The 12,842-nt window shown below is 68.2% G+C and carries 12 protein-coding genes; 9 read left to right on the plus strand and 3 right to left on the minus strand.

Annotated features, from left to right (window positions below):
• Positions 1–11 precede the first annotated feature (11 nt).
• Positions 12–1,193 (minus strand): Xaa-Pro peptidase family protein, encoded by a 1,182-nt coding sequence (locus ACZ48X_RS18755; protein ID WP_336351989.1) that lies wholly within the window; start codon positions 1,191–1,193, stop codon positions 12–14.
• Positions 1,194–1,224: 31 nt separating this feature from the next.
• Positions 1,225–1,719, minus strand: coding sequence for a DUF8009 family protein (locus ACZ48X_RS18760; protein WP_336351990.1), 495 nt, complete (start codon positions 1,717–1,719; stop codon positions 1,225–1,227).
• 141 nt (positions 1,720–1,860) lie between these two features.
• Between ACZ48X_RS18760 and aroA the strand changes: the two genes are divergently transcribed.
• From aroA to ACZ48X_RS18805, 9 genes are all read left to right on the plus strand, one after another.
• Positions 1,861–3,177 carry a 3-phosphoshikimate 1-carboxyvinyltransferase gene (gene aroA / locus ACZ48X_RS18765; protein WP_336351991.1) on the plus strand — a complete coding sequence of 439 codons (1,317 nt, stop codon included), beginning with the start codon at positions 1,861–1,863 and terminating at the stop codon, positions 3,175–3,177.
• Between the two features lie 66 nt (positions 3,178–3,243).
• Positions 3,244–4,557 (plus strand): alkaline phosphatase family protein, encoded by a 1,314-nt coding sequence (locus ACZ48X_RS18770; protein WP_336351992.1) that lies wholly within the window; start codon positions 3,244–3,246, stop codon positions 4,555–4,557.
• 242 nt (positions 4,558–4,799) lie between these two features.
• Positions 4,800–5,951: a chorismate synthase gene (aroC, locus tag ACZ48X_RS18775; protein WP_336351993.1), complete on the plus strand. Its 1,152-nt coding sequence runs from the start codon at positions 4,800–4,802 to the stop codon at positions 5,949–5,951.
• A 211-nt stretch (positions 5,952–6,162) separates the two neighbouring features.
• Entirely contained in the window at positions 6,163–8,082 is a 1,920-nt protein-coding gene (locus ACZ48X_RS18780; RefSeq protein ID WP_336351994.1) for a 2-oxoacid:acceptor oxidoreductase subunit alpha, read from the plus strand.
• A 3-nt stretch (positions 8,083–8,085) separates the two neighbouring features.
• Positions 8,086–9,021 (plus strand): thiamine pyrophosphate-dependent enzyme, encoded by a 936-nt coding sequence (locus ACZ48X_RS18785; protein ID WP_336351995.1) that lies wholly within the window; start codon positions 8,086–8,088, stop codon positions 9,019–9,021.
• A 129-nt stretch (positions 9,022–9,150) separates the two neighbouring features.
• A complete protein-coding gene (gene lrpA1 / locus ACZ48X_RS18790) occupies positions 9,151–9,579 on the plus strand; it encodes an HTH-type transcriptional regulator LrpA1 (RefSeq protein ID WP_336351996.1) in 429 nt (142 codons plus the stop codon).
• Between the two features lie 173 nt (positions 9,580–9,752).
• Entirely contained in the window at positions 9,753–10,232 is a 480-nt protein-coding gene (locus tag ACZ48X_RS18795) for an SRPBCC family protein (RefSeq protein WP_336351997.1), read from the plus strand.
• Positions 10,233–10,310: 78 nt separating this feature from the next.
• On the plus strand, positions 10,311–10,877 hold the full coding sequence (locus ACZ48X_RS18800) for an FAD-dependent oxidoreductase (protein ID WP_336351998.1): 567 nt from the start codon (positions 10,311–10,313) through the stop codon (positions 10,875–10,877).
• 99 nt (positions 10,878–10,976) lie between these two features.
• On the plus strand, positions 10,977–11,918 hold the full coding sequence (locus tag ACZ48X_RS18805; RefSeq protein ID WP_336351999.1) for a DMT family transporter: 942 nt from the start codon (positions 10,977–10,979) through the stop codon (positions 11,916–11,918).
• 104 nt (positions 11,919–12,022) lie between these two features.
• Here ACZ48X_RS18805 and queC read toward each other — a convergent pair whose 3' ends face one another.
• Positions 12,023–12,829, minus strand: a complete 807-nt coding sequence (gene queC, locus ACZ48X_RS18810; RefSeq protein WP_336352000.1) for a 7-cyano-7-deazaguanine synthase QueC — start codon at positions 12,827–12,829, stop codon at positions 12,023–12,025.
• Positions 12,830–12,842: the final 13 nt, after the last annotated feature.

The following is a 12,842-nucleotide window of genomic DNA, read 5'->3' on the forward strand; positions in this document are numbered from 1 at the left end:
CGTCCAGGGACCTACTCGACTTCGAGCTCGATGGGGTAGTCAGTGAGGTTCTCGTAGCCGTCCTCGGTGACGACGACGATGTCTTCGATGCGGACGCCGCCGACGGCGGGGTCGTAGAGGCCGGGTTCGATGGTGATGACGTGTCCGGCTTCGAGTTCCTCGCCGTTCAGCGATATCGAGGGGGCTTCGTGGACGTCCAGGCCGACGCCGTGTCCGGTCGAGTGAATGAATCCGGTCTCGGTGTCGGGGTCGGTGAAGACGGTCGGGTGACCGGCGTCCTGGTAGACGTCGACGACCGCCTGGTTCACCTCCTCGCCGGTCGCGCCGGCTTCGACGGCGTCGAGGGCGGCCTTCCGCGCCTCGTCGGTGACGGCGTGCCAGTCGCGCTGGGTGTCGGTCGCCTCGCCTTTGACGAACGTCCGCGTCATGTCGGCGTGGTACTTCGACGCCTTGTTCCGCGGGAAGATGTCGATGATGATGGTCTCACCGGCTTCGAGCGGACCGCTCCCGCGGTCGTGGGGGTCGGCGGCGTCCGCGCCGCACGCGACGATGGTCTCGTCGAGCGCACACCCTTCGCGGATGAGCGCCACCTCGATCTCCTCGGTGACGCGCTCGCTCGTCAACGGTTCGCCCTCGTACTGGAGGACGCCGTCCTCGACGGTCGCCTCGCGGATGAGTGCCTCCGCGGCGGCCATCGCGTTCTCGTTCGCCTTCTGGGCTTCGCGCACGTACTCGAGTTCCTCTTCGGTCTTCACCGCACGGACGTCCGTGACGACACCGCTCGCGGTCGACTCGGGGTCGACCGTGACGCCCTCCTCGCGGAGGCCGTCCGCGAGCCCAGCGGGGAATCCGTGCTGGGTGGCGACGGACTCGACGCCGACGTCCGCGAGGAACTCCGAGACGACCTTCTGCTGGACGCGGTCCTCGCCGTACTCGGCTTGCTTCTCGCGCGGTTCGTACTCGGAGCGGCGCTTCACGGTGTCGGCGCGCGCCTCCTTCTTCGCGCGACCGTACTCGAGCGACGACACGAGGATGGCGGTCTCGTCGGGCGTGTACACGCCGACGAACGGGTCCGGTGCGCCGAAACCGGTCGTGTAGTAGAGGTCGGAGTTCGACTCGTCGTCGGCGAACGCGTACCCGTCGAGGTTGTGCTCGTCGAGGTACGCATCCAGTGCGGCGAAGTCCGGGTCCATGCGCGTACCCTCGGAACGGTCGGGCTTACGTCTACTGTTTCACTGCCCCGAGGTACCGCACCTCGAACTCGCAGCGCTCGTCGTTCGGCCCGGTGACGTGAGTTCGTTCGCGGAAGTGCTCGGGGACTCGCTCTCGCCAGTCGGCGACCGCGTCCTCGTGACGGTCGAAGTGTTCTTCGACGTCGTACTCCGGGGATTCGGCTGGTTTCGGTTCTGTGTCGGGTGCTCGGGGGAACGACGGGGCGTGCTCGTCGACGAATGCGTCTGCGGGAACGAGGAGCGGGTCGACGTCAGTCCCGTCGCTCAGCGCGGTCTCCCCGGCCGGGTTGCTCTCCGGCGGTACCGCCTGTTTGGGTTTCATCTCTCCGGGCACGTGGATGCGGGCACGTTGTCGTCGTCGGAACGGCGGCGTCACCCGGAGGACGGTCTCGCGCCCCTGCGCGGTCGCCGCGAGCGCCGCGACGACGTCGTCGGCGTGCACGACGAGGACGTCCACGGTCCGCGGATCCGGCGATTCCACTGGCATACGAGGACGATGGTGCCCGACGAACTTGGGTCGCTCGCCGACGGAACCCGGTTCGAACGCGATGGGTGCCGTCGCGCTTCCGGACCGGCGGACGTTGTCGCCGTCGGTACCCATAACCCACCTGGGGTCCACGGCTGGGGCATGGACGCACACGTCTCTCCCTCGTCGGTCTCGGGGACTGCACGCGCCCCGCCCTCGAAGAGCTACACGCATCGAGCCATCCTCGCCGCCGGTCTCGGCGACGGCGCCACGGTTCACGACCCGCTCGTGAGTGCGGACACGCGAGCGACCGCTCGCGCCGTGGAGGCCTTCGGCGGGTCGGTCGCCTTCGCCGAGGACGGCACCGAGGCGGTCGTCGAGGGCCTCTCCGGGTCACCGGGCACGCCCGACGACGTCGTCGATTGCGCGAACAGCGGGACGACGATGCGACTCGTCACCGCGGTCGCGGGACTCGTCGACGGCACGACCGTCCTCACGGGCGACTCGTCGCTCCGCTCGCGCCCCCAGGGCCCGCTTCTGGACGCGCTCGAACAGCTCGGCGCGACAGCGCGGAGCACGCGCTCGAACGGACAGGCGCCGCTCGTCGTCGACGGCCCGATGGTGGGTGGAACGGCGAGCATCCCCGGGGACGTCTCCTCGCAGTTCGTCACCGCGCTCCTGATGGCGGGCGCACTCACCGACGACGGCGTCGACGTCGCCCTCGAAACCGAGTTGAAGTCCGCGCCGTACGTCGACATCACGCTCGACGTCCTCGACGCGTTCGGCGTCGCGGCGGAAGCGACCGCTGGCGAGACCGCCGACGCCGTCGCCGGCTACCACGTCGACGGCGGGCAGCCGTACGCCGCGGCCGACGGCGAGTACCGCGTCCCCGGTGACTTCTCGTCGATGTCGTACCTCCTCGCGGCTGGCGCGGTCGCCGGCGACCCCGAGGTCACCGTCGAAGGCGCGGTCCCGAGTGCGCAGGGAGACGCCGCCATCATCGACATCGTCGAGCGGATGGGTGCGCCCGTGAACTGGGACCGCGACGCGGGTACGGTGACCGTCGAGCAGGCCGACCTCGCGGGCGTCACGGTCGACGTCGGCGACACGCCGGACCTCCTCCCGACAATCGCCGCCCTCGGTGCGGTCGCGGACGGCGACACGCGCATCGAGAACGCCGAGCACGTCCGGTACAAGGAGACAGACCGCGTCACCGCGATGGCGGAGGAACTCGCGAAGATGGGCGCGAGCGTCACCGAAGAGCAGGACGCGCTCACCGTCCACGGCGGCGAGACGACCCTCGAGGGTGCGACCGTCGACGGCCGCGCCGATCATCGCATCGTGATGGCGCTCGCCGTCGCCGCACTCGTCGCCGACGGCGACACCACCATCCATGGCTGCGAGCACGTCGACGTCTCCTTCCCCGGATTCTTCGGGGTCCTCGAGGACCTCGGCGCGCACGCTCACCCCCTCGACTGACTGAGTACGTGGACGACCCCGAGCGATGCGGAATTCGTGAAACAGTCCCATGCCTGCGTCGGTTTCATGTACGCAGATTCCGTTCGCTGCGACATGCTCCGCGACGACGTCGAGGCCGACCTCCGCGAGCGGTTCCAGACGGAGGGGCCGCGGCTCTACCCCGCGTACGAGGACTACTGCTTCGGGAACGTCCCGAGGACGCTCACGAGCGCGCTCGGCGAACCAACGGGTACCAGAGCCCTCCCCGCTGACGTCTACGACGACGTCCCTGGCGTTTCGGTTGACGACGAACGGGACGTCGACTACGTCCTCCTGTTCCTCGTCGACGGGTTCGGGCTCGCGCAGTGGCACGACCACCGCGACCACTCAGTCGTCTCGGCGGTCGAGCGCGCGACGACGGTGACGCCGCTGACGTCCGTGTTCCCGAGCGAAACCGCCGCCGCAATCACGACCCTCAACACGGGCGCCTATCCCGCCGAGCACGGCGTCCTCGGGTGGGACGTCTACGACCCCGCTCTCGACGCCTCGTTCCTCGGGCTCAGGTTCGAGGGCACCGGCGGAAGCGACGTCTCCGCGTACGACGCCGAGGACGCGTTCGCCGCCGACGCGATGTATCCCGGGCTCGACGAACGGGGCGTCGACTGCCGGACGGTCGCGCCGTTCCCGTCGTCGTACTCGGGCGCAACCGCCTCGCAGTACGACGGCGAGGACCTCGCGACGCTCCCCGCGACGGTCGCGGACGCCGTCGAGGACGCCGACGACCCGGCCTACGTCTACGTCTACCTCCCGCAGATCGACGGGAGCGGCCACCACGACGGCAACCACTCCCCGGCGTACGCGGACGTCGTGGACGAGACGTGGACCGCGGTCGCGGACGCGGTCGCCGCCGCAGAGGCCGCGGTCGACGCCGACGACGACGTGCTCGTCGCGTTCACCGCGGACCACGGTCAGATAGATACCGTCCCGGACCGGAACGTCGATCTCACCGAGTACCCGACGGTCGTCGACGGCCTCGAACGCTTCAGTGACGGGTCGCCGGTGTACCTCTCCGGCGGCCCGCGGAGCGTCGAACTGCACGTGCGCGACGACGCGACGGCCGCCGTTCGGCGTGTTCTCGAGAACGACGTCGGCGCGTTCGTCCTTGACGGCGAGGACGCGCTCGCACAGGACCTCTACGGGGACGGCCCGCTGAGTCCCGAGACGGAGCGTCGCGTCGGCGACCTCGTCGTTCTCCATCCCGAACTCGGCGTCTACTGCGCCGTGGGAGCGGCGGCGAAGAGTCTGCGATTCGTCGGGATGCACGGCGGCCTCCACCCCGACGAGATGCTCGTGCCGTTCGCCGCGGGTCGACTCGACGACGTCGCCGAGGCGCTATCGTAGCGACTGGTCGCTTCGAGGGTCTCCGTGGCGTATGGGCTGACAGGTGACGGTCGCTGCTGGTCGCCGACGAGGTCGTCACGCTCCCGTCCAGGCTCGCCGGCGGCGTCGGTCAGACGATGCCGGCGCTTGCCGCGGCATCACCCATGAATTCCCGGCTGCGGAGTGAGTGGTCCGTTGTCTGGGACGCGGGCCGGAATTGCACCTAGGGCAGGGTTGAAAGGGTAGGGCGCGTAGGGGCGTGCATGAACGGGAATCGGTTCGGGCGGCTCTTCCAGGTGACGACGTTCGGCGAGAGCCACGGTGAGGCGATGGGCGTGACGGTCTCGGGGTGTCCCGCGGGCTTGGAGCTCTCGGAGGAGGACATCCAGCGGGACCTCGACCGGCGGAAGCCGGGGCAGTCGAAGATCACGACGAGTCGCGGGGAGCCGGACGCGGTCTCCATCAAGTCCGGGCTCCAGGACGGGTACACGACGGGGACGCCCATCGGGATGGTCATCGAGAACAAGGACGCTCGCAGCGGGAAGTACGAGCCGTTCATCACGGCGCCGCGGCCGTCCCATGGGGACTTCACGTACTCTGCGAAGTTCGGGACGCGGAACTGGGGCGGTGGTGGGCGGTCGTCGGCGCGCGAGACCGTGAACTGGGTCGCCGCGGGCGCTATCGCGAAGAAGCTCCTCGCTCGCGAGGGCGTCGAGCTGAAGGCGCACGTGAATCAGATCGACGACATCGAGGCGCCAGCGGTGAGTTTCGCGGAGATGGTCGAGCACAGCGAGGAGAACCCGGTGCGGTGCGGGCATCCCGAGACCGCAGAGGCGATGCGCGAGCGCATCGACGAGTACCAGGAACAGGGCGACTCCATCGGTGGGAGCATCGAGTTCCGCGCGGAGGGCGTCCCCGTGGGCCTGGGGGCGCCGCGGTTCGATTCGCTCTCGGCGCGACTCGGGCAGGCGATGATGGCGGTGCCGGCGACGACCGCGTTCGAGTTCGGCCTCGGGACCGAGGCGACGACGTGGACGGGGAAGGAGCGCAACGACGACTGGGAGTTCGACGACGACGGCAACCCGGTCCCGGTCGAGAACGACCACGGCGGCATCCAGGGCGGTATCTCGTCGGGCGAACCCATCTACGGCGAGGTGACGCTGCACGCGCCGACGTCGATCCCGAAAGAGCAGCAGACCGTGGACTGGGAGACGGGCGAAGAGAAGACCGAGCAGGTCATCGGCCGCCACGACCCCGTGCTGCCGCCGCGGGGCGTGCCGGTCGTCGAGTCGATGCTCGCGTTGACGCTCGTCGACTTCATGCTCCTCTCGGGGCGCATTAACCCCGACCGGGTCGACGGCGACGTCGGCGAGTACGATACCGACTATCATCCGAGCAGTCCGCGTAACGAGTAGGATTCGCCCGTTTTCGTCGGTTCTTCGAGAGGTCGACGCGTCCCGGATGAACGTTCGTTTGGAATAGTCCGGGTCGGCGCCGTCTGCGGAAACGCGGAAACTGTTCCCCGGTTCTTCACAATTATTGTGTGCTAATGGATAGCAAAGGCTTTAGTCGGTTTCTCGTGAATCTCCAAACACCTAGGTCCAGCATGGGCCGTGACTACCAACAATGACTGACGACGACCTCATCTGGCGCGTCTCTGGCGGTTCCGGTGACGGAATCGACTCGACGAGCCAGAACTTCGCGAAGGCCCTGATGCGCTCGGGGCTGAACATCTTCACGCATCGTCACTATCCCTCTCGAATCCGCGGCGGCCACACGTACGTCGAGATCCGCGCGTCCGACGACGACGTGCGGTCCCGCGGCGACGGATACAACTTCCTCCTCGCCCTCGGCGACTCCTTCGCGCGGAACCCGAAGGAGAACGCCTACTACGGGAACGAGGAGCTGAAGCCACTCAGCGAGAACCTCGACGACCTCCGCGAGGGCGGCGTCATCGTCTACGACACCGGCCTGCTCGACGAGGACGACGTCGCGGAACTCGACCTCGAGGAGCGAGCCGAGGAGAACGGCTGGCACCTCTACCCGATGGACCTCCGCGAGATCGCGAAGGAACACGGGCGCGAGGTCATGCGGAACACCGCCGGCGTCGCCGCCACCGCCGCGCTCCTCGACATGGACCTCCAGCACATCAAGGAGATCATGCAGGAGGCAATGTCGGGCGACATCCTCGACGCGAACGTCACCATCCTCGAGGACACCTACGAGGACGTCAAGGAGAACACGGAGATGACACACGACCTCCGTGCGCCCACCGGCGAGTACGAGAGCGAGCAAGCGCTGCTCTCGGGCTCGAACGCCATCGCGTACGGCGCCATCGACGCCGGCTGCCGGTTCATCGCCGGGTACCCGATGACGCCGTGGACGGACGTCTTCACCATCATGAGCCAGAACCTTCCGGAGATGGGCGGCATCTCCGAGCAGGTCGAGGACGAGATCGCCGCAGCCGCGCTCGCCGTGGGCGCCAGCCACAACGGTGCGAAAGCGATGTCCGGTTCGTCCGGCGGTGGATTCGCGCTCATGAGCGAACCCCTCGGTCTCGCCGAGCAGACCGAGACGCCGCTCGTGCTCGTCGAAGCGATGCGCGCCGGTCCCTCCACGGGGATGCCGACGAAGCCCGAACAGGCCGACCTCGAGCACGTCCTCTACACGAGCCAGGGCGACAGCCAGCGCGTCGTGTTCGCGCCCGGGAACATCCGCGAAGCCTACGAGCAGACGCGGAAGGCGTTCGAGATCGCATGGGACTACCAGATCCCCACGATCCTCGTCTACGACCAGAAGCTCGGCGGCGAGAACACGAACGTCGACGTCGAGTTCTTCGACCGCGAGCCCGCGCCCGACCTCGGGTCGACGCTCACCGAGGAGGAACTCCTCGAGGCCGCCCACGAGGACTCCGGGAAGTTCCAGCGGTTCCAGCACGACCCCGAGGAGAACTTCGACGGCGTGCCCGAGGGCGTGAGTCCACGGTCGCTCCCCGGCCAGCAGAACGGCCGGTATCTCGCCAGCGGGAACGAGCACAACCCGAGCGGGCACATCAGCGAGGACCCCGACAACCGCGTCGCACAGATGGACCGTCGGAAGCGCAAGAAGGAAGCGATCCGCGCGGAACTCGACGAGGACTCCCAGCAGACGTACTTCGGTCCCGAGGAAGCCGAGTACGGCATCCTCACGTGGGGGTCGAGTCAGGGCGCGGTCAAGGAAGCCGTCGACCGGCTCAACGAGAACGGGCACTCCGTGAAGGCGCTGTCCGTGTCGGACATGATGCCGTACCCCGTCGAGGAGGTCACGGCGTGGCTGGAGAGCGTGGACGAGGCGATGGTCGTGGAGATGAACGCGACCGCGCAGTTCCGCGGCCTCACCCAGAAGGAGCTCGGTCGGTTCGGCGACAAGATGACCAGCCTCCTGAAGTACAACGGGAACCCCTTCGAGCCGGCGGAGGTCGTCGAGGGGTTCGAAGCGAACGTCAACGGTGGCGACACGTCGGACCTGCAGGCGCAGGTCCGCATCGAACCTGCAGCAGGTGACTAACCTATGAGTGCATTCAACGCAGTCGACGACGAGCGAGAGATCGACCGGGAGGAGTTCACGCCCGGTCTCGAACCCCAGCCGACGTGGTGCCCGGGGTGCGGTGACTTCGGCGTCCTGAAGGCGCTGAAGCAGGCGCTCCCGGAGGTCGGGAAGACGCCCGAGGAGGTCCTGACGGTGACGGGCATCGGGTGCTCGGGGAAGCTGAACAGCTACCTGGACACGTACGGGTTCCACACGATCCACGGGCGGAGTCTGCCCGTGGCGCGTGCGGCGAAGCTCGCGAACCCCGGCGTCGAGGTCATCGCGGCGGGCGGTGACGGCGACGGGTACGGCATCGGTGGGAATCACACGATGCACACCGCGCGCGAGAACCACGACATGACGTACATCGTGTTCAACAACGAGATCTTCGGGCTGACGAAGGGGCAGACGAGTCCCACGAGTCCGAAGGGGCACAAGTCCAAGACCCAGCCCCACGGGAACACGAAGACGCCGATCCGCCCGCTCTCGCTCCAGTTGACGAGCGGGGCGACGTACATCGCGCGGACGGCCGCGGTGAACCCGAACCAGGCGAAGGAGATAATCAAGGAGGCCATCGAGCACGACGGGTTCGCGCACATCGACTTCCTCACGCAGTGCCCGACGTGGAACAAGGACGCGCGCCAGTACGTGCCCTACATCGACATCCAGGAGTCCGACGACTACGACTTCGACCTGGGCTCGCGCACCGAAGCCCAGGAGATGATGACGAAGGCCGAGGAGGCGCTCTACGAGGGCGAGGTCCTCACGGGTCGGTTCTACGTCGACGACGAGTCGGTGTCCTACCAGCAGCAGAAGCAGGACATCGGCGAGATGCCCGCGGAGCCGCTCGCGGAGCGGTACTTCGACGACGACTACGAGTGGGAGCGGAGCTACGACCTGCTCGACCGCCACACGTAACGCGGCTGCGTCGTCGCGTCCATCGGTCGGGTCGCGGCCTGCGCTCGCAGGCCGTGGTTCTCGACTTGCGAGGGGGAGTTCGGTGGTCCGAAAGCTTCTTTCGCACCGACGCAAATTTCTTCTACATATATGAGCACGCAGTCGACCGCCGACCGCATCCTCTCCATCCTCGAGGAGGACGCGCAGGCCTCTCACGCGGAGATCGCGGAGAGGGCGGGGGTTTCGAAGCCGACGGTCCGGAAGTACATCAAGGAACTCGAGTCCGAGGGCGTCATCGTGGGGTACTCCGCGGACGTGGACCCGAAGAAGCTCGCGAGTCAGTCGATCGCGCTCGTCGGTATCGAGGTGGCGAGCGAGAAGTACGTCGAGGACACTCGGAAGTTGAAGGCGCTCGACGCGGTCGAGTCGCTGTACACGTCCAGCGGTGATCACATGCTGATGGCGGAGGTGCGTGCGGAGGACGGCGACTCTCTCGGGGCGATCATCGAGGACGAGATCCTCGCTATCGATGGCGTGACTGCAGCGCATCCGTCGTTCCTCCAGGAGCGATTGAAGTAACGACGCGGGTCGACTGTCGGGCGTCGTCGCAGAGGTCGTTGGGCTGGATGCGGTTGGTGTTCTGGGTGCGGTTGGTGTTCTGGGTGCGGTTGGTGTTCTGGGTCGCGCGAGGAGTCGTGGGCGTGGGTTCCCCGACCAGCGGCGTTATGCCCGTCGGGTGTCAATTCCCGGGTATGCCGACGTTCACGCGGGAGGTCCGGGTTCGTGCGCCGTTCGACGCTGTCTGGGAGTTCCACTCGAACGCGTCGGGGCTGGAGGCGTTGACGCCGGCGTTCATGGAACTGGAGTTGCTGGCGGTCCGCGGACCTGATGGCGAGGTGGACCCGGACGTCCTGGAGGCGGGTGCGGAGATCGAGATGCGGATGCGTCCGTTCGGGGTGACGCCCGCGCAGTCCTGGACGTCCGTCATCGTCGAGCGCGAGGAGAGCGAGGGGTCGGCGTACTTCGTCGACGAGATGCGCGGCGGGCCGTTCCGGGAGTGGCGGCACACTCACATGTTCTACGCCGACGGCGACGACACCGTCGTTCGCGACCGCGTCGACTATCGGCTCCCCCTCGGTGGGCTCGGCGACCTCGCGGGGCCGTTCGCGAAGGTCGGGTTCGAGGGGATGTTCCGCGACCGCCACAAGCGCACGAAGCGTCTTCTCGAGTAGCGACGCGGACCGGCAGGGGGCCCGCTCGCGGTTCCGGGACGGATACGCTTTTTCCACCAGCGCACGTTGTGTGATGGCATGGCACGAGTTCTCGTCGTCGGTGGCGGTCCCGCTGGCCTGAGCGCGGCGCTGTTCACCGCGAAGAACGGGCAGGAGACGAAGGTGTTCGACACGGACGAGACGTGGCTTCACAAGGCCCACCTGTTCAACTATCTCGGCATCGAATCGATGGACGGCGAGCGGTTCCTCGAGGAATCTCGCGAACAGGCGGACTCGTACGGCGTCGAACGCCATCAGGGCGAAGCGGTCACGTCCGTCGAGACCACGGAGGACGGGTTCGTCGTCCACACGACCGAGGACGTCGACGGTCGCTACGAGGGCGACTACGTCGTGCTCGCGACCGGCGCCGACCGCGACCTCGCCGAGGCGATGGGGTGCGAGTTCGACGACGACGGCACCGTCAGCGTGACCCTCTCGATGGAGACGTCCATCGAGGACTGCTACGCGACCGGTGCGATGGTCCGCGACCAGGAGTGGCAGGCCGTCATCTCCGCCGGCGACGGCGCGACCGCGGCTCTCGACGTCCTGAGCAAGGAGGAGGGCGAGCACTTCCACGACTTCGACACGCCCGGCGACGCCGAGTAGCGAGCCACGCGCCGCGAGGCCGCGGTCCGACTCCGGACCGGGGGTCGCGGGTTCGCCGGTACCGGAACGGGTTTGAGGCCGTCCGCGTACCGTGGAGGTGTGTTCAGTCGGGTGCGGCGCGCGGTCGTGGAGCGACCGGTCGTCGGCCTCGCCGTCGCGGTGCTCGCGGTGTCGACGAGCGCGCCGCTCGTCAGAGCCGTCGAGGACGCCCCCAGTACCGTCATCGCGTTCTACCGCGTGCTGTTCATGACGGCGCTCGTCGCGCCGCTCGCAGTCCACCGGAATCCCGGTGACTTCCGCGAGATATCGCGACGCGACCTCGCGATCGCGGTGGTCGCGGGCGTCGCGCTCGCCGCGCACTTCGCGCTCTGGTTCGTCAGCATCGACCTCACCACGATCGCCGCGAGCGCGACGCTCGTCCAGACCCAGCCCGTGTTCGTCGCCATCGGCGCGTGGCTCGTCCTCTCGGACCGCATCACGCCCCGGATGGTTCTCGGTATCGTCGTCGCGGTCGTCGGCGCGGCACTCATCGGGCTGGACGCCTCGGGGTCCTCGACGGTCTCCGACCCGCTGCTCGGGAACGCGCTCGCCGTCGCCTCCGCGGTGATGGCCGCGGCGTACGTCCTCGTCGGGCGGTCGCTCCGCCAGCGCGTTCGCGTGTTCCCGTACACGACCGTCGTCTACGGTGCATGCACGGTCGCGCTCCTCGTCACCGCGCTCGCGCAGGACCACGACCTCCTCGGTTATCCAGCCGTCGAGTGGGTGCTGTTCGCCGCGATGGCTATCGGCCCGGGCTTCTTCGGGCACACCGTCATCAACTGGCTGCTCGAACGCGTCGAGTCCGCGGTCGTCTCCGTCTCACTCCTCGGCGAGCCCGTCGGCGCGGCGGTGCTCGCGCTCGTCATCTTCGCGGAGGTCCCGGGGTGGCTCACCGTCGTCGGCGGCGCGGTGGCGCTCGCCGGCATCGCCGTCACCGTCCTCGCGCGCGAACGCGACGCCGGCCCGGCCGAGGACGACCCGACGGCCAGTCCGAGCGAGTAGCGAGCGAGGCAGGGCGCGGCCGCGTCGCGACCGAACCCCACACCCCCGGTGCAAGTGAAATACCGGTCGTCGAGCGCTATCACCCTCGTTCTGCGGCCTCCGACTCAGTCAGCGTCGTCGACGTAGTCCGGGCGCTCGGCGTACGCGATCGGGTCGCGTTCGTCGAGGCGCTGGAACGTCTGCAGGCGGAACGCGCACGCGTCGCACGTCCCGCACGCCGGTTCGTTCTCGCGATAGCAACTCCACGTGTGCTCGTAGGGAACGCCGAGTTCGAGGCCGCGCTCGGCGATGTCGGTCTTCGACCACTCGACGAACGGCGCGCGGATCTCGACGTCGGTATCGTCCTTCGTCCCCGCGTCGACGACGCCCTGGAACGCATCGAAGAACGCCGGGCGACAGTCGGGGTAGCCCGAGAAGTCCTCGCTGTGCGCGCCGATGAACACCGCCTCGCAGTCGTTCGCCTCCGCGTACGAGGTGGCCATCGCGAGCAAGTTCGCGTTCCGGAACGGCACGTACGAACTCGGTACCTCGTCGTCCCCGAGGTCGGCGTCGGCGACCGCCATCTCGTCGTCGGTCAGGCTCGACGCGCCGATGGCCGCGAGGTGCCCGGTCTCGACGTGCAGGAAGTCCACCGCGTCGACCGCGTCGGCGAGCGCACGAGCGCACTCGTACTCGCGGTCCGCCGTGTTCTGACCGTACGACGTGTGCAGCAGGAAGAGTTCGTACCCGCGGTCGGCGGCGACGGACGCCGCCGTCGCCGAATCCATCCCGCCGGACGCGAGCACGACCGCGCGCTTCTCGTCGGTTCCGGTCTTCGCGGCGTCGTTCTCTGCGGTCTCGTCGTCGCGCTCGTCGGTCGCGTCCTGGTCGTCGTTCGATGCGTCCGCTTGGTCGGTGATGTCGTCGGTCATGGCGTGCTCGTAG

The sequence above is a fragment of the Halorubellus litoreus genome, from assembly GCF_055378595.1.

Bases quoted from the DNA above. Each gene is read 5' to 3' on its own strand.
- ACZ48X_RS18795 (WP_336351997.1), top strand. From the start codon at position 9,753: ATGCCGACGTTCACGCGGGAGGTCCGGGTTCGTGCGCCGTTCGACGCT.
- aroC (WP_336351993.1), top strand. From the start codon at position 4,800: ATGAACGGGAATCGGTTCGGGCGGCTCTTCCAGGTGACGACGTTCGGC.
- ACZ48X_RS18785 (WP_336351995.1), top strand. From the start codon at position 8,086: ATGAGTGCATTCAACGCAGTCGACGACGAGCGAGAGATCGACCGGGAG.
- lrpA1 (WP_336351996.1), top strand. From the start codon at position 9,151: ATGAGCACGCAGTCGACCGCCGACCGCATCCTCTCCATCCTCGAGGAG.
- ACZ48X_RS18760 (WP_336351990.1), bottom strand. From the start codon at position 1,719: ATGCCAGTGGAATCGCCGGATCCGCGGACCGTGGACGTCCTCGTCGTG.
- ACZ48X_RS18780 (WP_336351994.1), top strand. From the start codon at position 6,163: ATGACTGACGACGACCTCATCTGGCGCGTCTCTGGCGGTTCCGGTGAC.
- aroA (WP_336351991.1), top strand. From the start codon at position 1,861: ATGGACGCACACGTCTCTCCCTCGTCGGTCTCGGGGACTGCACGCGCC.
- ACZ48X_RS18755 (WP_336351989.1), bottom strand. From the start codon at position 1,193: ATGGACCCGGACTTCGCCGCACTGGATGCGTACCTCGACGAGCACAAC.
- ACZ48X_RS18770 (WP_336351992.1), top strand. From the start codon at position 3,244: ATGTACGCAGATTCCGTTCGCTGCGACATGCTCCGCGACGACGTCGAG.
- queC (WP_336352000.1), bottom strand. From the start codon at position 12,829: ATGACCGACGACATCACCGACCAAGCGGACGCATCGAACGACGACCAG.
- ACZ48X_RS18800 (WP_336351998.1), top strand. From the start codon at position 10,311: ATGGCACGAGTTCTCGTCGTCGGTGGCGGTCCCGCTGGCCTGAGCGCG.